The organism is Spirosoma oryzae (genome assembly GCF_003002825.1).
GTDB lineage: Bacteria > Bacteroidota > Bacteroidia > Cytophagales > Spirosomataceae > Spirosoma > Spirosoma oryzae.
Genome location: NZ_PVTE01000022.1, coordinates 74,570 through 96,579, shown reverse-complemented (window position 1 = coordinate 96,579; position 22,010 = coordinate 74,570). Strand labels below are relative to the sequence as shown.

Annotated in this window: 20 protein-coding genes; 10 read left to right on the top strand and 10 right to left on the bottom strand. The window is 55.2% G+C overall.

Going from position 1 to position 22,010, the window contains the following annotated elements; all coding sequences use genetic code 11:
* Window positions 1-489 precede the first annotated feature (489 nt).
* Window positions 490-1,308: an HNH endonuclease gene (locus CLV58_RS21410; RefSeq protein ID WP_106139875.1), complete on the top strand. Its 819-nt coding sequence runs from the start codon at window positions 490-492 to the stop codon at window positions 1,306-1,308.
* Between the two features lie 199 nt (window positions 1,309-1,507).
* Complete coding sequence (gene fumC / locus CLV58_RS21405) at window positions 1,508-2,908, top strand: class II fumarate hydratase (protein ID WP_106139874.1); 1,401 nt, start codon at window positions 1,508-1,510, stop codon at window positions 2,906-2,908.
* Window positions 2,909-2,970: 62 nt separating this feature from the next.
* Here the strand turns inward: fumC and CLV58_RS21400 are convergent, their stop codons facing one another.
* Window positions 2,971-3,852 carry a DUF2306 domain-containing protein gene (locus tag CLV58_RS21400; protein ID WP_106139873.1) on the bottom strand — a complete coding sequence of 294 codons (882 nt, stop codon included), beginning with the start codon at window positions 3,850-3,852 and terminating at the stop codon, window positions 2,971-2,973.
* Between the two features lie 190 nt (window positions 3,853-4,042).
* Here CLV58_RS21400 and CLV58_RS21395 point away from each other — a divergent pair, with 190 nt between their 5' ends.
* The 3 genes from CLV58_RS21395 (at window position 4,043) to CLV58_RS21385 (ending at window position 9,113) form a co-directional block, all read left to right on the top strand.
* The gene (locus CLV58_RS21395) at window positions 4,043-5,110 is read left to right on the top strand and encodes a TolB family protein (protein WP_106139872.1); all 1,068 of its coding nucleotides are present in this window, start codon (window positions 4,043-4,045) and stop codon (window positions 5,108-5,110) included.
* Window positions 5,111-5,320: 210 nt separating this feature from the next.
* Window positions 5,321-6,724: a S8 family peptidase gene (locus tag CLV58_RS21390; RefSeq protein ID WP_245882407.1), complete on the top strand. Its 1,404-nt coding sequence runs from the start codon at window positions 5,321-5,323 to the stop codon at window positions 6,722-6,724.
* Window positions 6,725-6,941: 217 nt separating this feature from the next.
* A complete protein-coding gene (locus CLV58_RS21385; protein ID WP_106139871.1) occupies window positions 6,942-9,113 on the top strand; it encodes a xanthine dehydrogenase family protein molybdopterin-binding subunit in 2,172 nt (723 codons plus the stop codon).
* 91 nt (window positions 9,114-9,204) lie between these two features.
* Here CLV58_RS21385 and CLV58_RS21380 read toward each other — a convergent pair whose 3' ends face one another.
* Window positions 9,205-9,795: an outer membrane beta-barrel protein gene (locus CLV58_RS21380; RefSeq protein ID WP_211300883.1), complete on the bottom strand. Its 591-nt coding sequence runs from the start codon at window positions 9,793-9,795 to the stop codon at window positions 9,205-9,207.
* 297 nt (window positions 9,796-10,092) lie between these two features.
* Window positions 10,093-11,625 (bottom strand): malate:quinone oxidoreductase, encoded by a 1,533-nt coding sequence (locus CLV58_RS21375; protein WP_106139870.1) that lies wholly within the window; start codon window positions 11,623-11,625, stop codon window positions 10,093-10,095.
* Window positions 11,626-11,773: 148 nt separating this feature from the next.
* Here CLV58_RS21375 and CLV58_RS21370 point away from each other — a divergent pair, with 148 nt between their 5' ends.
* The 5 genes from CLV58_RS21370 (at window position 11,774) to CLV58_RS21350 (ending at window position 15,149) form a co-directional block, all read left to right on the top strand.
* Window positions 11,774-12,394 (top strand): hypothetical protein, encoded by a 621-nt coding sequence (locus CLV58_RS21370; RefSeq protein ID WP_106139869.1) that lies wholly within the window; start codon window positions 11,774-11,776, stop codon window positions 12,392-12,394.
* 14 nt (window positions 12,395-12,408) lie between these two features.
* On the top strand, window positions 12,409-13,389 hold the full coding sequence (locus CLV58_RS21365; RefSeq protein WP_106139868.1) for a DUF1028 domain-containing protein: 981 nt from the start codon (window positions 12,409-12,411) through the stop codon (window positions 13,387-13,389).
* 63 nt (window positions 13,390-13,452) lie between these two features.
* On the top strand, window positions 13,453-14,406 hold the full coding sequence (locus CLV58_RS21360; protein ID WP_106139867.1) for a DUF2279 domain-containing protein: 954 nt from the start codon (window positions 13,453-13,455) through the stop codon (window positions 14,404-14,406).
* A 95-nt stretch (window positions 14,407-14,501) separates the two neighbouring features.
* On the top strand, window positions 14,502-14,696 hold the full coding sequence (locus CLV58_RS21355; RefSeq protein ID WP_106139866.1) for a hypothetical protein: 195 nt from the start codon (window positions 14,502-14,504) through the stop codon (window positions 14,694-14,696).
* A 45-nt stretch (window positions 14,697-14,741) separates the two neighbouring features.
* On the top strand, window positions 14,742-15,149 hold the full coding sequence (locus tag CLV58_RS21350) for a DUF4332 domain-containing protein (RefSeq protein WP_106139865.1): 408 nt from the start codon (window positions 14,742-14,744) through the stop codon (window positions 15,147-15,149).
* Here CLV58_RS21350 and cdaA read toward each other — a convergent pair whose 3' ends face one another.
* The 7 genes from cdaA to CLV58_RS21315 all read right to left on the bottom strand — a co-directional run bounded on the left by cdaA (window position 15,150) and on the right by CLV58_RS21315 (window position 21,863).
* The gene (cdaA, locus tag CLV58_RS21345) at window positions 15,150-15,965 is read right to left on the bottom strand and encodes a diadenylate cyclase CdaA (RefSeq protein ID WP_106139864.1); all 816 of its coding nucleotides are present in this window, start codon (window positions 15,963-15,965) and stop codon (window positions 15,150-15,152) included. It abuts the gene before it with no gap.
* 450 nt (window positions 15,966-16,415) lie between these two features.
* Window positions 16,416-17,408, bottom strand: a complete 993-nt coding sequence (locus CLV58_RS21340) for a ribonuclease Z (RefSeq protein WP_245882406.1) — start codon at window positions 17,406-17,408, stop codon at window positions 16,416-16,418.
* Window positions 17,371-17,778, bottom strand: a complete 408-nt coding sequence (locus tag CLV58_RS21335) for an STAS domain-containing protein (RefSeq protein WP_106139862.1) — start codon at window positions 17,776-17,778, stop codon at window positions 17,371-17,373. The genes CLV58_RS21340 and CLV58_RS21335 overlap by 38 nt, the downstream gene beginning before the upstream one ends.
* A 43-nt stretch (window positions 17,779-17,821) precedes the next feature.
* The gene (locus tag CLV58_RS21330) at window positions 17,822-18,775 is read right to left on the bottom strand and encodes a phosphoribosylaminoimidazolesuccinocarboxamide synthase (protein ID WP_106139861.1); all 954 of its coding nucleotides are present in this window, start codon (window positions 18,773-18,775) and stop codon (window positions 17,822-17,824) included.
* Between the two features lie 11 nt (window positions 18,776-18,786).
* A complete protein-coding gene (locus CLV58_RS21325; protein ID WP_106139860.1) occupies window positions 18,787-19,962 on the bottom strand; it encodes a thiolase family protein in 1,176 nt (391 codons plus the stop codon).
* Between the two features lie 126 nt (window positions 19,963-20,088).
* Entirely contained in the window at window positions 20,089-20,775 is a 687-nt protein-coding gene (locus CLV58_RS21320) for a tetratricopeptide repeat protein (RefSeq protein WP_106139859.1), read from the bottom strand.
* A gap of 128 nt (window positions 20,776-20,903) precedes the next feature.
* Window positions 20,904-21,863, bottom strand: a complete 960-nt coding sequence (locus CLV58_RS21315; RefSeq protein WP_106139858.1) for a vWA domain-containing protein — start codon at window positions 21,861-21,863, stop codon at window positions 20,904-20,906.
* Window positions 21,864-22,010 lie beyond the last annotated feature (147 nt).

Here is a 22,010-nt window from a genome sequence, read left to right as displayed (position 1 = left end):
ACTTTGCATGGAAGGAGTGTCTGGGGGTGGTTTGAGTTTGGCGACCCAAAATTACCCCTACAAGGCTACTCCTTCTCTTTTGTCATGTCATTAGGCTTTTCCCAATAAGGTTATCAGTCCTTACCGCGCTGATTCGGTGACGAACAGTGCCGCTGGGACATCGGTAATTTCATGTGAAACGATTTATAATGAGCGTTCTAACTGATTGACTAGGTGCTTCAAAGGACTACATAAGCCATAAAATACATACAGAATGGTACTTCAAAAATCCTCCGTCAGACCCTGATCTACGTAGTCACCTGCGTTTCCTATCCATCTATGCCCAATGAAACAACGATATAAAATGCCTATTTTATTACTTGCAGGTTGTCACGGGGAAGCATTATGAGTCTTTTTGTCCTGTTATTGACGAAGCTTGTTCGAAGGTACTCGTAGGGAATTTGTTAGGTCAATTATCCGTAATTCACGTTAGTCAACACTAGTATTTTTATGGTCAAAGCGCTAATTCACCGCTACGATAACAAACCCGACATGCTGGCCGTCGAAAAAAACCGATGCAGCGATGTCTTCAATCACTCACTGGACAACGATTTCGAATTGGTCATCGTCGTTCCGACGCGTGCCGCCAATACGGACCTGGCTGTTATAGCCGAAGCCCTAAGTGGACAGTACCAACCCGCAGAACCCCGTTCCTGGCCGGGAAAACCGGCCGCCTATGTCTGGCGCGTCGATGTCGGATTGGTGAAAGAAACTACCCTTACGATCATAAAAGAGGCTTTTGACGAAGCCAATCTGAATTGGGCAGGTGCTTGGACAATCCGAAACGTTTCCTTACCCGACTGGATTCGCGACTTGCTCGACGACAATGTATCCGACGAGACTGAATCATTATCAGTTGCGGAAGAAGGATTGGCAGCATATCGAACGGGCAAATCGGTTGTAGAGGAAGAAGTGCCCGAAGAGGTATCGGCAATGGAAGGGCTGCTTCGTGAACAGACGAGCTATACGCGAACGCGGGACCGTCGATTACGCAACCAGGCACTCAATCGATCGAAGGGCGTTTGTGAAGCATGCGAAGTTGATTTTTCCAAACTGCTGAATGGACAGGGCGTTCGGGCGCTGCAAGTTCACCACCGCAACCAACTGGCTTTGAGCGACCTGTCTGTCATCACGAAACTCAGCGACTTGGCAGTGGTTTGTGCCAATTGCCATGCGCTCATCCATATGAATCGTGACAAGGCAATACCCGTTGAAGAATTGAAACAATTGTTGGGTAACGGCCAGGTGACGAAGAACGCAGTGAAATAGTAGCAGATAGGTTGATCCTGTTGAGTCGAATCGATGCTGTCGAACTACGGTAAATGCACAAATTCACTAATTCATTTTAACGCTATTTCATTGGCTTTTACCTTTACGACTTACTCAATGAGTGAAGGAGTGAATGAGCGAATAAGCTTACACGAAACATTCACTCACTTACTCAATCGCTAAATCGCTCATTAACCACATGGAGTATCGCATCGAAAAAGATACGATGGGGCAGGTACAGGTACCGGCCGATGTCTATTGGGGCGCTCAAACCCAGCGCTCGATTGAAAACTTCAAGATTGCGCGGGATACCGACAAGATGCCGAAGCCAATCATCGAAGCCTTTGCTTACCTGAAAAAAGCCGCTGCGCTGACCAACCTCGACGCGGGTGTATTGTCACAGGAGAAAAGCGACCTGATCGGCCGGGCTGCCGACGAAATTCTGGCCGGCAAACTCGACGATCAGTTTCCGCTGGTGATCTGGCAGACGGGTTCGGGTACGCAGTCGAACATGAACGTCAACGAGGTAATCGCCTACCGGGGTCATGTGTTACAGGGTGGGCAACTCACCGACGAGAAGAAGTTTCTGCACCCCAACGACGACGTTAACAAGTCGCAGTCGAGCAACGATACGTTCCCGACGGCCATGCACATCGCGGCTTATAAAATCCTGCTCGACGTCACGATTCCGGGGATCAAAAAGCTGCGTGATACGCTCGATGCCAAGGCAAAGCAGTTTATGCACGTCGTAAAAATCGGTCGGACGCACTTCATGGATGCTACCCCGCTGACGGTCGGGCAGGAGTTCTCGGGCTACGTTTCGCAACTCGACCACGGTCTGCGGGCAATCAACAACACGCTCCCGCACCTGAGCGAACTGGCGCTGGGTGGTACGGCCGTCGGAACGGGGATCAACACCCCGCCGGGCTATTCGGAGAACGTCGCCAAGCACATCGCTGATCTGACGGGACTGCCGTTTATCACCGCTGAAAACAAATTTGAAGCCCTGGCCGCCCACGACGCGATCGTGGAAGCGCATGGTGCGCTGAAAACCGTTGCCGCCAGCCTGATGAAAATCGGTAACGACATTCGCATGCTGTCGTCGGGTCCCCGCGCCGGTATCGGTGAACTGCACATTCCCGACAACGAACCCGGTTCGAGCATTATGCCCGGCAAGGTAAACCCAACGCAGTGCGAAGCCATGACGATGGTAGCGGCACAGGTAATGGGCAACGATGTCGCGATCAACATCGGTGGGATGAACGGTCACTTCGAACTGAACGTGTTCAAGCCGGTGATGATTGCCAACTTCCTGCATTCGGCCCGGCTTATCGGTGATGTCTGCGTATCGTTCAACGACAAATGCGCGGAAGGCATCGAGCCAATCGAAGCCAATATCAGGAAGCACGTCGAATCGTCGCTGATGCTGGTTACGGCGCTGAACACCAAAATCGGCTACTACAAAGCCGCTGAAATTGCACAGACGGCCCATAAAAACGGCTCGACCCTGAAGGAAACAGCTGTGCAACTCGGTTACCTGACCCCCGAAGAATTCGATCAGTGGGTCGTACCCGGCGACATGGTCGGCGAGGTGAAGTAAGCAGTTACTTTTAGAAAAACAGGGCGGCTGGTCTGGAGAAATTCAGGGCAGCCGCCTTTATTTTACTGCCCCAACCGCCCCTGCGGAGCCCCTGTAATCCAGTTGCTGATGGCCGGGCCCCAGTAGTACAGCGTGAAATAATACGTGCCGACGATCAGGAAAGTCGTGGCCGCCAAGAGAACGAGCGAGCCCGCGATCCGGGCGATGGGGGCTGCCCGACGGTGGCTGGCCCGGACGAAGACTTCAACGACGAGGAGGTTGGGCAGGTAAAAGAAAAACGCCATGAACCGATCGAACCAGCCGTCGAACGTTTTGGTGTGACCCAGTCCGTCGGTGAGCATGACCCAGAAACCGTACTCGATCCGGTACAGCCACGAACCGATCGCCAGTGCGTACAGCCGCAGCGCCCAGGCCCGGTGCCTGACCATGTCGCCCAGTACCGCGTATCGGTAAGTCGCGACGGAGGCCACCAGCATCAGTAAGCCGTACAGGGCGAACCCGACGTTCATGGCCGAGCCGCCGATCGTGCCTTTCATCAGAATAAACGCCAGTCCGCCGAGGGCGGCAATGACGCAGGCTACCACGTACACGCGACCAACCCAGCGGTGAACGGCCGGGAAGCGCGTCCGTACCGAATCGACAAGCTGAATACTGCCCAGAATCAGAATGATGCCCCCGGCGGCAAAATGCAGCCCGATCCCCGTTGTGGCTGCGGTGGTCGTCTGCTCGTACAGGCGAGGTAGCACCTGATTCCAGCGAGCCATGTCGCCCTGATAAAGCGCCGACGCATAGTACGCCAGAATGTACAGGCCGAACAAAGCCGCGCTGATCCATACCGTGGTAACCAGCAGCAGGCTGGACAGGCGCAGTAACTGCGCACTCCAACGATCCAGGCGCTGACGGTTTGCTGGTTCAACAGGAGAAGTAAGTACGTCGGGAGTCATGTATGTGTAATTGAGTCGGCCTGACACGGCGTAGCGGAGCCACAGCGTCGGAGCACTGACCAGCCGTTCGATTTGCCAACTCTAAAGTACGGAAATCAGGTATATTTCGCGCTGTGTCTTGCTGACATCCAACGGTTTGGTTGTTGATCGGCTCTACATCAGGCATACGTAAACACGAGCCGTCAGCACTATGAATCGTTTCCTGATACTCATCTGTCTACTAACTGCTGTGAGCAGTTGCAACCTGTTCGAGCCGGGCTACAGGGAGGGCATATTTCCTGAAACCCCAATCAATCTGGCTGACATCAACTCAGCCGACGACGATTATAATTCAACGTCGAAAGTAGCTGGTGATGTGATCGCACTGGTCTTTTCGTCGAAACGGGGTGGCCGTGCTGATTTCAACTTTGTTCACGAAGCGCTGGAGGTAGCTTACGATCTCCGAAAAGGCAAGTTTACGTTCACTACGCAACCATACGGCGGACTGGGTGCTATCGAGGAGCAAAACCCACTCACCTGGGCGACCAGTATTGCCAATTCAACCGCCAATGAACTGGGACCATACATTCGCTCTTACGACCATGACATCATAAGCCGCAATGATCCGTCAGGCAGTTCGCACAGGGGTGAATACCTGATGCTGTTTGCATCAGATCGAACGGGTGATCTGGACATCTATCTGACGCATAATTATCAGATGCAGCCCAGGTCTGCTTCGGGCGTGCTGTTATCCATTGGCGACAAGCCGTTTAGCGCGCCAGTCTCCGTACCGTTCCTGAACTCGTCGGCTGATGATGCTTACCCAACGTTCGATGCGGCTTATCGTTCTGTCTATTTTACGTCGAACCGGGCGGGCTCGTTTGCTATCTACAAAGCAACGCTGCCGGCTATGGGCGTAACGGAGCTTCAGAGCCAGTTACCCACAATAACGGGCGCGCCTATTGAGAAGGTAGCCAGCCTGTCGTCGTCGGCTGATGACAAATGCCCGTTCATCGATAACGATCGACTGGTATTTACGTCAAACAGACCCGGCGGTTACGGTGGCTTCGATTTGTATTACAGCCTGTGGGATGGGAAACAGTGGGGTGCGCCGATCAATTTCGGCCCGACGATCAACTCGGCAAGTGATGAGTACCGACCAATTCTGACGCGTATCCCTCAGCAGTTCAGCAATCAACTGATGATCTTCTCCTCAAACCGGCCGGGTGGCAAGGGCGGGTTCGATCTGTATATGGTCGGTATACCCAAACAACAGTGACTTGTTTCTGTATTGACGGAAAATTTATCAAAAAATTTACTGGACGGTAGGTGATGTAGTCTATTGTAAATCAATGGGATACATAAAATATGTAATTATGTAAAAAAATTAATAAATACTATCGGGAATCTATACTAGGCAGAACATCGTATTGTTGTAAAGTTAAATGCCAATTAAAAATACACTCAATCAACTCGAAGACCAATAGTTATGCTGAAATCTGTAATGAATCGTTTGGGCATGGCAACGGCCGTGCTGGCAACAGGCTTCCTCGTCAGCAATTGTAAATCAGACCTCGATATCGAGACGCCAAAGCCGGCGAATGCAACGGCGGGCGCGCGTCTGGCAACCGGTGAGCAATACGTGCCGGGTGAAGTGCTGATCAAATTCACGAAGGGGTTGAGTGCCGTTAGCCGACTGCCTATCCTCAATCTGATTGGCGGTACCGTTGCCGAGACGATTCTGACCAAAACCATGCAGGACGCTGGTATCAGCGATGGTATCCTGCGTGTAAAAACGCCGAAAGGCATTGCGGAAGCATTGACACTGCTCAACGGCCTTCCGGGTGTCGAATTTGCTGAACCAAACTTCATCTACACCCACCAGGCCACGTCTAACGATCCCTTGTACACCAACGGATCACTGTGGGGCATGTACGGTCCGTCTACGTCGCCTGCCAACCAGTTCGGTACGGCAGCCGGAACGGCCTGGGCCAACAACAAAACCGGGTCGAGTTCGGTGATCGTCGGTATCATCGACGAAGGGTTCATGACGACGCACGCGGATCTGAGCGCCAACGCCTGGGTGAACCCCTACGAAACCGTAAACGGTCGTGACGACGACGGAAACGGTTACATCGACGATGTCAACGGCTGGGACTTCGCAGCCAACGACGCCAGCGTATACGACGGAACCGGCGATGACCACGGTACGCACGTAGCCGGTACGATCGGGGCACGTGGCGGCAACGGCGCAGGCGTCGCGGGCGTTTGCTGGAACGTGAAAATGATTTCGCTGAAGTTTCTGGGGTCGAGTGGGGGATCGACGACAGCGGCTATCAAAGCCATCGATTACCTGACCGATATGAAAACCCGCCACGGACTGAATATCGTTGCGAGTAACAACTCGTGGGGCGGTGGCGGCTATTCGCAGGCGCTGGAAAGTGCAATTGGGCGTGCCAACAACGCAGGAATCCTGTTCGTAGCGGCTGCTGGTAACGGCGGTGTTGATGGTATCGGTGACAACAATGATCTTGTAGCCAATTACCCGTCGAATTATAGCAATGCCAACGTAATCGCTGTTGCATCGATTACTTCGTCGGGTGCCCTGTCGAGCTTCTCGAACTATGGCGCACAAACAGTCGATATCGGTGCACCAGGCTCAGGTATCCAGTCGACGCTGCCGTACACGGGTACAACGCCGGCTTACGGTGCATACAGTGGTACGTCGATGGCGACACCACACGTGACAGGAGCAGTAGCGTTGTATAAATCGATCAACACATCGGCTACGGCGTCGCAGATTAAGTCGGCGATTCTGAACGCAGGGGTAGCAACCAGCTCGCTGTCGGGCAAGACAGTAACCGGCGACCGGCTGCGGGTAAGTTCGTTCTAAGCAGTCGATGCATGTATTCTGATGGGTGCCGGGGTTCAACTCCGGCACCTTTTTTTATTGGCAGTCGGTCATGCGCTGTAAACCGTTACCCGGGAAGGGTTTGACAGACAGTTAGTTGGATGCGCTTTCTACTTTTCGTTAACCATCGTCTTTACCTGACCGTTACAGCTGTACTCCGGGCTTACAGGATGGGGGGAATGGTAAATAAGCGAAGGCAATGGAAACGGATCATACCGCAGGAAAAGAACAGATTGGTCGTTCGATGAGCCGGGTCGACGGCCGGCTGAAAGTGACGGGCGGGGCCAAATACGCGGCTGAATACGAACTGCCTGCATTGGTGTATGGCGTGCTCGTTACCAGTACGATTGCCCGTGGCCGGATTCGTTCGTTTGATACGAGAGCGGCTGAGAAACTGCCGGGTGTACTGGCGATCATGACCTACAAAAACGCACCGGCCGTACCGGGCTACAAAGACACCGACCCGGCGGAAAAGCGGGTAGCCGGACAGGAGCTACGCGTATTTTTCGACGATCAGATTCAGTTCAGCAATCAGCCGGTGGCGCTCGCCATCGCCGATACGCTCGAAAAGGCGACGTATGCTGCTTCGCTGGTCAACGTGGTCTACGACGTACAAAAACCAACCACCGACCTGTCGGCCAATCTGACGAAGGCCTATACACCGGAGCGCCCCGACGATTACAACCGTGGGGTGGCCGATGCGTACAAGCAGGCAGCCGTTCGCATCGAACAGGAGTACCATACGCCTGTTCACGTGCACAACACGATGGAGCCGCACGCGGCCACGGCGGTCTGGGAAGGCGATAATGCCGTAACGGTCTACAACAAAACGCAGGGTGTATCGCTGGCGAAGAAAGACATTCAGAAACTGTTTGGCTTGTCGCCGGACAACGTGCGTGTTCACTCACCGTTTGTAGGGGGGGCATTTGGTAGCTCATCGCGGATATGGCCCCCGGAGATGGCTGCGCTGCTGGGGGCAAAACTGGTGAAGCGCCCGGTGAAGGTGGTAGCGAAACGGGAACAGGTGTTCAACCTGGTCGGCTACCGACCTGAATCGATACAACGGGTGGCGCTGGGCGCTACGGCTGCGGGGAAACTGACGGGCATAACACACCACGCCGTCGGACTGACCTCGCAGTATGAGCAATTCACCGAACGGATTCTGCACCCGACAAAATCAATGTATCAGAGTCCGAACCTCAACGCCACCTACCGGCTGGTCGGACTTGACCTAAGCACACCCTGCTGGGCACGGGGCCCCGGCGAAACGACGGGATCGTTTGCGCTCGAATCGGCGATGGATGAGTTGGCCTACGCCCTCAACATGGACCCACTGGCACTTCGCCGGGCTAACTTCGCCGAGACAGACCCGGAAAGTAAGAAACCGTGGTCGAGCAATTACCTGCGTGACTGTTACGAGCAGGGCGCTCGTGCGTTCGGTTGGGAAAAGCGCGACCCTACACCCCGATCGATGCACGACGGCGAGTGGCTGGTCGGAATGGGGATGAGCGCCGGTATTTATAAGTCAGACCGGGCAGCGGCTTCAGCGCGGGCACGGCTGGGTGCCGACGGGTCGTTGCTGATTCAGACCGCAGCCGCCGACGTTGGTCCCGGTACGTATACCATTCTAACCCAGATTGCGGCCGAGACGATGGGCATTGATGCCAGTCGGGTGCGGGTTGAACTGGGCGATTCGGCATTTCCCCAGGCTCCTCCGCAGTACGGCTCGCACACCGCTGTCTCGGTCGGATCGGCGGTGCACGATGCCTGTCAGGAGCTTAGGCGAAAACTGGCTGCGCTGACCGATAACGGGAAGCGTGACGCAACGGCCGGACAAGCCGAGCAGTCGCATGAAACGATTCTACGACAGCACAACCTACCCGAACTTGTCGTCGTGACTGAGTCGAAAGGGGGGGCTGAACTCGAAACCGTAGCACGTCGGTCATTTGCCGCTCATTTCGTTGCCGTGCAGGTGCATCCGACGTTGGGTATGGTCCGGGTCACGAAGATCGTGTCGGCCATCGACGCCGGGAAGGTGCTCAATCCGAAGACGGCTCGTAGTCAGGTGCTGGGCGCAGCTACGTGGAGTATCGGTATGGCCCTGATGGAAGAAGGGGTTATCGACGATCGATCCGGGCGTTACGTGAACAATAACCTGGCTGATTACCACGTACCGGTGGTGGCCGATATGCCCGCTATCGAGGTGATTTTCATCGACAAAAACGATTCCGTCATCGACCCAATGGGTGCCAAAGGACTCGGCGAAATCAGCATGACCGGCATGGCTGCGGCCATTACCAACGCGATTTACCACGCTACCGGCAAGCGAATCCGGCACCTACCCGCCACACCGGATAAACTGATGGCCTGATGTAAGACCAGTTAGTTGACACCAAACAGCGGAGGCTGCTTTCAGTTGAAAGCAGCCTCCGCTGTTTGGTAGGTGTTACACCGTCCGAAACTTATCTCCGGCCACCGCCGATGTCGAAACCAACTTTCACGCCCAGGTAAGCGTTTTCGCTGGTGATCTGCGTGTTCGAGAGCGTGCTGTTAGTCGTTGGTACAGCATTGTACTCGACAGCTGCGACGAAGTGACCTGCTTTAACACCGGCACGAATCATACCGCCGAACTTAGTGTCGCTTACCAGCCGGATATCCTGGTTGGCCTGACCGTTGTTCGCAATGACCACTGTGCCACCTGATCCGATCGTGAACAGACCCAGACCCGCACCAACGAATGGGCGGACACTGCTCGAACCAAACAGGTAGTTACCCGTAATCAGGTACGAACTGTACGCGCTGACATCACCCGTCGTCGTGTTGCCGTTGACCTGTACGCCCCGTGCTACGGAAGCCAGTTCGAGCCGTAGTCCAAGATCGACGTGATCGTTGATGCCATACTTCGGCTCGACAGCGAACAATACACCGCCCGACACGCCTGCGTTGAATGGTTTGGCGTAACCGATTGACAGATTGACTTTGAATGGTTTAAACTCCTGAGCCTGTGCTGAGATGGCAAACAGGACCAAAATACCAGCGAGAATCTTTTTCATGATCGTAATGTAGAATGGTAATTTACTGATAATTGAAAAATCGAAAGTACAACCCAAGTAGGTCGCGACTTGTTTGTGTAGACCAGGGTAATATTTGCTAATTAGCTGATAGCCAATAAAAAATACTTGGAAAAAGAAGGAATTGTAAGTTATATAAGTCGGCTACCTATTGATAATGGGCAACGGCTGGATTGAACGTTTCTTAGAAAGCGTCCAGATAACTACAAGCGCAAAAGGGGCGATTCGACAAACAACATGCTTGTCAAATCGCCCCTTTTGCTACTACTCGTTTTGTAATCAGCGAGTTACTTCGGGGGTTGGCTCCAGTGCGGCCAAACCCAGCACGCCACTGGTATGCTGACGAAGTTGCTGCCCTAATTTGGGATCGTTGGCCAGTACCTGCCCGTACGACGGAATCATCTCCTTCAGCTTGCCCTGCCACTCTGCACTCTTTATCTGATCGGGGTAACAGCGACCAATCAGATCGAGCATGATCGATACCGCCGTCGACGCCCCCGGCGATGCGCCGAGCAAGGCGGCAATGCTACCATCGGCCGCGCTAACGACTTCCGTGCCGAATTCCAGTACACCGCCTTCGTCTTCGTCTTTTTTGATGACCTGCACCCGTTGTCCGGCTACTTCCAGTTCCCAGTCGTCCATCTGGGCATCGGGGAAGTACTCGCGCAGGGCGGCCAGCCGATCTTCCGGCGACTGCATAACCTGCTGAATCAGATAGCGGGTCAGCGGGATGTTATGCAGCCCTGCCATCAGCATCGGGGCCATATTGCTCAGCTGAATGGACTTAGGCAGATCCATGTACGAGCCACTTTTCAGGAACTTGGTCGAGAAACCGGCGTACGGACCGAACAGCAATTCCTGTCGTCCGTCGATCATGCGCGTATCGAGGTGGGGTACCGACATTGGTGGAGCGCCTACCGATGCTTTTCCGTACACCTTGGCGTGGTGCTGCGCAACGACAGCGCGGTTGGTACACTTGAGCCACTGTCCGCTGACGGGGAAGCCGCCATAGCCCCGGCTTTCGGGAATGTCCGATTTTTCGAGCAGCCGCAGCGAACCACCGCCCGCACCGATGAAGATGAAGTCAGACTGTACTTCTTTTTCGATGCCGGTGCTCAGTTTTTCGACCCGCAGCTTCCAGCCGCCCAGCGACTTCGACCGCCACAGATCGCGTACGTCGTAACCGAAATTCAGTTCGACGCCTTCCATCGCCTGTAGTTTGCGGAACATGGCCCGGGTCAGTGCGCCGAAGTTAACGTCGGTACCGATGTCCATCCGGGTTGCTGCTACCGGCTGATTCGGGTCGCGGCCTTCCATGACGAGGGGCATCCAGTCGGCGAGCTGGGCCTGATCTTCCGAGTACTGCATGCCGTGGAACAGGTAGTTCTGTTGCAGCGCATCGTAGCGTTTGTGCAGGTAATCGACGTTTTCCTTCCCCCAGACAAAGCTTATGTGGGGAATCGACCGGATGAAATCGGGTGCGTCCTGCAAAAATCCTTTTTCAACCAGGTAAGCCCAGAACTGCTTCGACTGCTCGAACGACTCGGCAATTTTGATGGCCTTCGTTACGTCGACGCTGCCGTCGGCTTTCTGGGGTGTATAATTCAGTTCACAAAACGCCGAGTGGCCGGTACCGGCGTTGTTCCAGGCGTCGGAACTTTCAGCGGCTGCAATATCGAGCCGTTCATAAATAGCAATAGTGATAGTCGGATCAATCTCCTTGAGCATCACCCCCAGGGTGGCACTCATAATGCCGGCGCCGATTAACAGCACGTCCGGTCCTTTTTTGTCAGCTTTCTTACGTTTTGCCATATTCAGGTTGGGAGGTGACCTCCTTCGGAAAAGACAAAATTACGAGGTCGCTTGTTCCGATCGACCAGTAGATTTCATGTTGTGGCTCATATTCGTTGACAATGCTCCGCAAAACCAGTAATTTGACTGATTCTTAAACTGAAACGTTATGAAAAACTATGTCATGACCAGCGTTCTACTGGGGATGCTTCTGACGGCTTGCTCCCGCAACAATGAGCCTGCACCTACCGATAGTAATAATAGTATGGACAAGCTACACCAGCAGTTTCACGGAAAGTATAAACTAGTCCGATCCGTTAGTGATATGGCCGTCGATCTAAACATGGATGGAATCACATCCACGGATATGACGAAAGAATACTATACGTTAGAGTCGACAGAACTACGCATCGATCTTCGTGCGGGAGGTCTATATACGGCAGATGACGTGTTCGTATTTACCCAGGCATGGCTTGAGCAATACGTTTATACACCGGCTGGCAATTGGAAAGGTGAGTTGGTAGACTACGAAAAGGGCGCGCGCGTAGATCAGGTTCATCAGGGAAGTTCTTATTTGTTTACCTTATCGACTGACCGCAAATCGCTTTATGTACAGGCTGGGTCTAATCAGTCGCCTGATAGCGCGTTTCGTTGGGTAAGACCGGAGTCGGTTACGGTAGAGTCGGATGGTAGGCTGACCGTCGTCAACAAGAGACGGGTGTACACAAGTGCGGGCGTGAAAGACATTTACATCACGACGCTGTATCAACGCTATACAATGACTACCTGACTAAAAGGCTATTTATGCGGTTGCTTTACATTCTGTTTTCCCTGGTTTCCTCGCTGGCAGTAGCCCAGCGTACACGGAATGGCGATCCGTTCGCCCATACGTTCTCAATCGTTGCCCGCGACCCCAAGACTGGTGATCTGGCCGTAGGCGTTCAAAGTCATTGGTTTTCCGTCGGTACGTCGGTGTCATGGGCCGAGGCTGGGGTAGGCGCTATCGCTACACAGTCGTTTACCAATAAATCATTTGGCCCACGGGGGCTGCAATTGCTTAAAACCGGTAAGACGGCACAGCAGGCGCTCGACGAACTACTCCGCACGGATGATGGACGCGACGTACGGCAGGTGGCTATCGTTGATGCAAAGGGCAACGTTGCTGTACATACCGGTAGCAAGTGTATCGACTTTGCCGGGCACCATGTCGGCGTGGGCTATTCGGTTCAGGCCAACATGATGCTCAACAAAACCGTGCCCGACGCGATGGCAAAAGCATTCGATGCCAATACCGCCAAGCCACTACCTGAGCGGGTTCTGTCGGCGCTCGAGGCCGCACAAACTGCCGGGGGCGACATTCGGGGGCGTCAGTCAGCTGTGTTGCTGGTCGTGCGGGGGAAAGCAACCGATGCCCCCTGGGATGACAATCACCTGGTCGATCTGCGTGTCGATGATGCCGACCGCCCGCTTACTGAACTGGCGCGGCTGCTTCGACTGCACCGGGCCTATGAGCACATGAACAATGGTGACTTGGCAACCGAAAAAAATGACACGACCAACGCCATGCGTGAGTATAGTGCGGCAATGAAGCTTTTTCCGCAAAATCTTGAAATGCAGTACTGGACGGCGATTGCGCTGGCCAATACAAAGCAGTTCGATAAAGCTTCAGCAATGTTGCGTAGTATCTACGCTAAAGATCCTAACTGGCGCGAACTTACCCGCCGGTTGCCTAAAGTCGGCTTACTGACAGTGTCGCCCGAAGCGTTGAAACAGCTAGTCAACTAGCCGAAGCCGCGTCCATTGGCAAAGCCTTACCCGCTGAATGCCCAGTTTTGGATACTTTTGGGAATGAAACAGCTAATTCGGACGGCAGGGCTTCTGGTCATCAGCCTGCTTCTGCTCGTGCAGACGACGCTGGCGCAGGGACCACCTATCAGTCTGGCGAGTGCCACGCCATCCGACGCCACCGGGATTCGGGAGGGCCGCCTGATCGGGGTTATTGCGGGTACGGCCGCTTTTTATACGATCACGCTGCTGGTGCTGCGTAAGCAGTGGTACAAAAAGCGGGTACCGTTTCATAGTTTCAACGACAACGGCGAGTGGTTGCAAATGGATAAAATCGGTCACGCAACGACGGCTTACTGCATGAGCCGGGGTGGCTACGAGCTGATGCGCTGGAGTGGCGTGAACGAGCGGGCCAGCATCCTGACCGGTGGTTTGCTGGCGCTCCTGTTTCAGACTACCCTCGAAATCTACGACGGACACGCGGAAGGCTGGGGCTTTTCGAAAGGCGATATGGTCGCAAACGTGGCTGGCACGGCGCTTTTCATGGGGCAGCAATACGGCGCAGGACAGCAGGTCGTCAATCTTAAATACGGCTTTCGCAAGACCATTTATCCGCCGTATCGCCCCAACCTGCTCGGCCGCACAACCGGGCAGCAAATGCTCAAAGACTACAACGGGCAGCAGTATTGGCTATCGGTCAATCTGGCGTCGGTGTTGCCGGTGGGGCCATCATTTCCCCGTTGGCTGAACCTGGACGTCGGGTACAGTGGTAGCGGCATGATTGGCGGACACGAGAACCCCAGGGTGTTCGACGCTAACGGGACGGAGATCAAATTTGACCGGCATCGGCAGTTCTTCCTGTCACCCGATGCCGACCTGTCGCGAGTGAGTACGTTCAGTCCGTCGTTGCAGCGCTTCATCGGAACCGTTCAGTTTTTTAAGTTACCTGCGCCGTCACTGGAATTCAGCCGGCCGAACGGGCTGCGCTTTCATCCGTTTATAGTACCCAAAGAATAGGCTGAACTCGTGGAATTACGACGCCTGGCGATGCGTACGGCAGCGTACAAATCCCGGAAAATCGTCAGCTATATACTAACCCGAACGCTAAAATTATGTCTTTCGACGAATACCTGACAGCAAAGAAAATAGACAGTCAACGGTTCAAACAGACCGACCCAACCCTGTATACTGAGTGGGCGGTACTCTTTGAAGTCGTCCATCCCGATAGTTTTACCGTTCAAAAAAAATTTCTTCTCAATGCGCTACGGCGGCAATATCTTCTCAACTCGGAAGGGCGAATGACCTAATAATCAACCTATTCGCCCTATGTACTTTATATAGAAGACCATACCATGGGCGTGCCACTAAACGAATTGAAAGGAGCTACCGGTGAGGTACTGGTAGGATTTAAAAAACAGGGCGTCAATACCAGCGACCGTTTGTTGGGAAAATCCAGTACACCACAGGATCGGGATGCGCTGGCCTCGGCCGTTGGCGTCGACAGCACCCTGCTACTATCGCTGGTCAAACGAGCCGATATTGCCCGGCTGAAGGGCATTGGCCGCGTGTACAGCGATATGCTGGAGGAATCGGGGGCTGCGACCATTAGTGAACTGGCTCAGTGTTCGCCCACAGCGTTGCATGCCACCCTGAGACGAATCAACGCAAAACGGCGGCTTACGAACCGTCCCCCTTCGCTCGATCAGGTCACCGATTTTATCGACCAGGCAAAAGCACTGCCCTCGCTGATCCGATATTGATTACTGGGTGATCTGCCCCGGCTCCTGCAAATAGCGCATCAGACGCTCCGACAGTTCCGCTAGTGTCAGACCGATGTGAAGCTCGCCATTGACCGCCAGCGTCAGCCGGCCGCTTTCCTCCGATACGGCAATGACAGCCGCGTCGGTAGCTTCGCTCATGCCCAGTGCGGCCCGGTGGCGAAAACCAAGGGCGGGTGGTAGTTCGTCGTCGTCCGACACGGGCAAAATGCACCGGGCAGCAATGATTCGGCCGTCGCTGATTAGTACTGCCCCGTCGTGAAGCGGGCTGTACTGGCTAAAAATAGAGAGCAGCAGGAGTTTCGATATGTCGGCATTGATGCGTTCGCCCGACTGCGCGAATTTGGTCAGATCGTCGTTTTTGCCAATCGCAATCAGCCCGCCCGAAAACTCGGTGCTCAGGCTTTTGCACGCATCGATGATCGGGCGCAGCGTAGAGGTTACCGCTTCCGGCTGGCCCGTCGTTCGCGATAGCCAGCGCCTGAACAGCCGACTGTTGGCCACGTTGGTCGATTTGCCAATCAGCAGCAGAAAACGCCGGATCTCCTGTTGAAAAATAATAATCAGGGCCAGCGCACCGACACTGATAAAATATTCCAGAATGGTAGTCAGCAGGTTAAGGCCGAAGGCTTTAACGAGCAGGTAGAACAGGTAGACCAGCAGATAGCCGACAAACACCCGACTGGCAACGCTGCCCCGAACAATATTGTAAATCTGATAAATCAGCAGAGCTACCAGCAGTACGTCGAGCAAATCAAGCCAGCCTACTTCCAGAAACCCCAAATGGATTGTTAACATGCGAGAGAGAAAATCGAGATCGGGGCTAAATATAGATAGATTCCGGGCGTTCGTCTGCGCGTTTATTAGGTAATGGTTCACTGGGTTGATCAGCGGTGAAAAGTCGCCGAGCCAACTAAATTTTCAGAGAAAGTGAGTTGGCTTGCTGCGTATGCGATGGCTGAAAAACGCGGAAGAATCGCTTTAAAGGGGCATTATCCGAAAAACGAATGGTCGGTACAGACTGACCGGTCGTTAGCGAATCGGTAAGTTTATGAGGTAAATAAATACAAATGTATATAGTATGCGTAAGTATATAGTGAGGCTGAGGTAATTGCAGAAATACGGTGGTGCGGTAGTTACCTTCTGGCCTGATAATCGATGAATAGATGCGGGTTTCCGTCTATGTCCACTCTCGTTCGACTGTCGCCGGTCAGTTGGTTGCCACCAGCCACTGACCGGCTTTTCAGCTTATACGGCTATCGTCTCGCCTTCGACGGCCAGGTAGGTTTCCGGGAATACTTGCCGGGCTTCGTCCAGAAAGCCGTCGAATTGCTTGTAGCGCGAGGAAAAATGGCCAATCAACAGACGTCCGACCTGTGCATCGCGGGCAATGGTCGCGGCTTGGGCAGCGGTCGAGTGATACACTTCGGCAGCCCGCTGCGCATTGTCGTCCATAAACGTCGCTTCATGGTACAACAGATCGACGCCCTGCAACTGCGGAACCAGCTCGGGTACGTAGCGCGTGTCGGAGCAGAACGCGTACGAGCGGGCAGGGGCCGCCGGCTCAGTGACGTCGGCGGCCGCGTACAGCACGTTACCATCGTCGTCGAGCACATCCTGACCGTCTTTCAATTGTTTGAGGTACGTGACCGGAACCTCGTCGGGTAGTCGGTCGCGGAGTAGGTGTGGCTTGCGCGGTTTCTCCCGAAACAGATACCCGGTGCAGTCGATGCGGTGCTGAAGCGGAATCGATTCGACGGTTACGAGCGGATGATCGATCAGCTGGGTGGCCTGATCCGGGTCGACGGGCTGGAAATGCAGGTTGTAACCCAGTCGGGAATTCGACACCCGGAACATGGTCGTCAGTACCTCGTCGAGCCCGCGCGGACCGAACAGGTACAGGTCTTCCGTACGCCCGCCGAGATTGAGCGTCGACAGCAGAGGAGGGAGACCAAAATAATGATCGCCGTGCAGGTGACTGATGAAAATATACCGCAATCGGCCCGGCCGAATACGCTGTTCGAGCAGGCGAAACTGTGTTCCCTCGCCACAATCGACAAGCATGTAATCGGCACCGATCGTCAACAACTGCGCCGTGGGGTGCAGGCGCAGGGTGGGAGTAGCCGAGCCGGCTCCCAGAATAGTAACGTCGAATGGTGGCAATCCCGCCCGCTGCTGGGCAGCGGGCGGATTGGTTTGTTCGTTAGTCGGCAACGCTTCCGCCCCGGTCGTACTCATCATCGTCCTCGCTCCGAAAATCGTTCTCCAGTTCGTTCATAAACACTGCATCGACACCTTCTTCCACGGTAGGCAGGATGGTCAGGTCATCACCGCCGGCCTTGTCGAGGTTTTCGATCAGGTCATCATTATTGGTGGCCAGTACAAGCAGCCCGTCTTCGCTGGAGCAGTGCCGGTTCACCCGTCGGATGGCGATGACGCCCGCCGGTCCGAGGGTCTGCACGGGTGCCATGTCGACGATGATGTTGCTGTACCCTTCCCGAAAGAGGCCTTTGCACAGGGTCTCGAAATCGGGGGCTACGTTGTCGCCAAAGTCGCTTTCTGCCAGCCGGATCAGGGCATATTGTTCATTTTTTTCAATCGTGTAGTTCATGTCGGTTGTGTTCGGTTCATCAATTCGGTTGCGCCCTGATGCGTCAGGGCTGGGCGGGCAACTGCTTGGCAAGCGCCCGGTTTATGGCCTGTTCGATGCGTTCGGCCGGGTTGCTGTCGTCCGCCGGGCTGAATGTTTGGCCCGTCACCGTCTCGTACAGCTCAACGTAACGCCGGGAAATCTGATTGATCCATTCGTCAGACATATCGGGCACCGTTTGCCCCACTTTCCCCTGAAAACCGTTGGCGATGAGCCATTCTCTAACGAATTCCTTGGACAATTGTTTCTGCGCCTGCCCGCTGCGCTGATTCGCTTCGTAGGTGTCGGCGTAGAAGTAACGCGACGAATCGGGGGTATGCACCTCATCGATCAGATATACCTGCCCTTCGTGGTTGCCAAATTCGTACTTCGTGTCGACCAGAATCAAGCCCCGTTGTGCGGCCATCTGCGTGCCCCGCTCAAACAAGGCCAGCGCGTAGTGTTCGAGTTGTGTATACTCGGCTTCCGAGACGATACCCTGCCGCAGAATTTCGTCCCGGCTGATGTCTTCGTCGTGGCCTTCGTGGGCCTTGGTCGTTGGTGTGATGATGGGCTGGGGGAGCCGGTCGTTCTCGCGCAGACCGTCCGGCAGCGCTACGCCACACAGCGTCCGGTGACCGTCGCGATACTGCCGCCACGCGTGGCCCGCCAGATACCCCCGCACGACCATTTCAACAGCGTACGGCTCGCAGCGAAGACCGATGCTGACGTTAGGGTCGGGCACCGACAGCAGCCAGTTGGGAACGACGTCGGCTGTGGCGTTGAGGAAAAATTGAGCGGTCTGATTCAGTACCTGCCCCTTGTGTGGAACGGGGCGGGGGAGAACGACGTCGAAGGCGGAAATGCGATCGGACGCGATCATAACCAGCTGATTCGGAAACGAGTACACGTCACGTACTTTACCCCGGTAGAACCCCGTCTGACCCGGAAACTGAAAGGTGGTCTGTTGAATGGACACGAAATAAGCAATTATAGTTTTTCCAGAATAATGGCCGAAGCACCCCCGCCCCCGTTGCAGATACCAACCGCACCGTAGCGGCCGTTCTGCCGGTGCAGGACGTTGGTGAGCGTGGTGACGATCCGCGCGCCCGACGCGCCCAGCGGGTGGCCGATTGCAACGGAGCCGCCGAGCACGTTGATTTTTTCCTGCGGCACGTTCAGCACCTGACTAAAGGCCAGTGGTACCACGGCAAAGGCTTCGTTGACCTCGTAAAAATCGATCTGATCGGCGGTCAGGCCCGCCCGGTCGAGGGCGAGCGGTACGGCTTTGGTCGGGGCGGTGGTAAACCACTCCGGTGCCTGCTCGGCGTCGGCGTAGGCGACGATGCGGGCCAGTGGCTTCAGCCCCAGTTCATCGGCCTTCCGGCGACTCATGATGACGAGTGCCGCAGCCCCGTCGCTGATGGGCGACGAACTGGCGGGCGTTACGGTACCATCGGCAGTGAAGGCGGGTTTCAGCGACGGAATCTTATCGTAGATCACGTTTTTATACTCCTCGTCTTCGCTGATCGTAACCGACCCTTTGCGCCCCGGTACCTCGACCGGTATGATCTCGCTGCTGAACCAGCCTTCCTGCGTACTTTTCTCCGCCCGACGGTACGATTGCACGGTAAAAGCGTCCTGCTGTTCCCGGCTGATGGTGTATTCCGTGGCGGTACGGTCGGCGAAAACTCCCATCGCACATTGATCGTACACGTCGACCAGGCCGTCACGCGCCAGGCCGTCGACCAGTTCGGCGTTGCCGTATTTATACCCGAACCGCGCTTTGGGAACGTAGTAGGGGGTGTTGGACATACTCTCCATGCCGCCGGCTACGACCACGTCGGCCTGCCCCAACTGTATCGCCTGAGCCGCCAGCATGATCGCTTTGGTACCCGACGCGCACACTTTGTTGATGGTCGTACAGGGAACCGTATTGGGAAGCCCGGCTTTCAGCGCTGCCTGCTTGGCGGGAGCCTGCCCCAGATTGGCGGAAACGACGTTGCCCATGTATACTTCCTGAACCTGCTCAGGGGCAACGCCTGCGCGCTCCAGCGCCCCTTTGATGGCCGCTGCGCCCAGCTCGGTAGCCGACAAAGGCGACAGGGCACCGCCGAAACTGCCGATAGGCGTGCGGACGGCGGCAATGATAACGACTTCGTTCATGGTAAGTGGTTTAGTAACCGCGAAGGTACGATCTATCCCTAACTTACTGTACACGGGTTTTGTGGCAGGCGACGGATTCCCGCCATCCACCAGCCGTAAACTAACTCCCGAAAACCATAAAGCGACTTACCACCGGCTGGGCGTCGTGGCGGGTGTGGCCGACTCACGGGCCGAGCGAGTCAGGGCGTAGGGAAGATCGTCGGTCTGCATGGCGTCGAGCAGTTGCAGTGCCTGTTCTTCGCTGATATTCAGGCGGGCAAACCGTCGCAGGCGCTCATCCTGCCGGTTCGACCGTTCGACCTGCTGACCACCGCTGGGTTTGGGCTGGTTGACCTGCTTCGGTGCGGCTGCTTTCGGTGGTAACTGCCGATTTGGTATGCGCTCGGAAAAACGGGTGCGAATCAATTCGTAATCATACCGGGCGGCTTCGTTGGCCGGATCTTCGAGCAGGGCCTGTTCAAACAGCGCGAGTGCCCGGGCACTGTCGCGACGGGTGCAGGCAATAACCCCCAACTGCGTGGCGGCTGCCGTCCGCTGGACCGGATCATCGATGCGCAACAACGGTTCGTACTGCCGTTGCGCCTGCTGGTACTGACCAAGTTTAAAATACGCGTGGCCCAGATTCAGCTGAATGCCGGGGTCCGTCTGCCCGTCGATGGGCATTAATTGGGTATACAGTCGGATCGCCTGCGCATAGTTGCCCATCTGGTAAGCCTGCTCGGCTTCCCGACGCGCCTGGTTGTTGCGGGAAATCTGGTTCAGGGCGGGAAGGGCATTCCACCACAGCCAGAACGACAGCATCAGGTAGAGCATTCAGTGCAGTGTTCGGTTTACAGTATTCAGTACTCGGTTTACGGTGTACGGTATTCAGTACTCAGTATACGGTTAGTTTCTGCACTCAACCGTAAACCGTATACTGAGTACCGTAAACCGTATGCCGGCTACAGGCGAAACGTACGGAACGTGACGACCAGATCGAGGGCAACCAGAACCAGGGCGGCCAGCAGAAAGTAATCGTACTTGTTGGCCGACGCCGATACCCGATTTAGATCGAAGGTACGACCCCGCTGCGAACGAAGCCAGCCCGCCAGCTCATTGATGTACTGTCCGCTCCGGTCGACCTCGACATACTGACCGCGCCCGTCGCGGGCCAGACTCTGTAAAAACGGTCGGTTCAACTGCGATCGTACAATCTCCCCCGCGTCATCGCGCACATAGCCGTTCCCCTCCTGAATCGACGCGCCCGCTTCCGTACCGACGCCAACCGTCGTCAGCGACAGACCAGCCGCCCGCAGCCGGGACAGGGTGTTGTTTTCGCAGGTGCTGAAGTTTTCGCCATCGCTGAACAGGATCAGGGCCCGCGCTCGTTGGCGGGTGGTCGAATCAGTCAGGAATTTCTGCCGGGCCAGCTCCAGAGCCGCGCACAGGTCGGTGCCGCCCCCCAGCGGATCAGGACGAACGGTTCGAACGAGTTGATTGAACGCATTGTGGTCGTTGGTCAGGGGCGACAGCACAAACGAGCGCGACGCCGTCAGGATCAGGCCGAACCGATCGGCGGGGAGTGTATCGGCCAGGTGTTGAACGTCGTACTTGACGCGTTCGAGCCGGGTCGGGATAATGTCGCCCGCCCCCATCGACCGCGATACGTCGATAAGCAGGTAGATGTCGTGGCCCGTGGCGGTCAGGTTCCGTTCGGTATCGCCGAACGAGGGCCCCATCAGCGCAATCATGAGCAGAGCGAAGTAAATACCGCGCAGAAAAAACTTCGGAATTACCCCCCAGGCCGACGTATTGAGGTGCCTTGCCAGCCAGACAATGCGAAAAATGTAGCCGCCGTAGAGAAGAATAAAGCCGCCGATCAAAAAAAAATCGAGTGACGACAGGGAATATAGCCAGTTCATTGCGAGCGGAATTTGCCTGATTCTGACCAATTTGCGTCAGTAGGCAGCGTTAGGGGGTGGACGAAAGTACAAAAAGTGTAAAGATTTTTTAGGCTGACGGGTTGCATAACCAATAAAGACTCCTACCTTTGTGACCTGATTGATCGA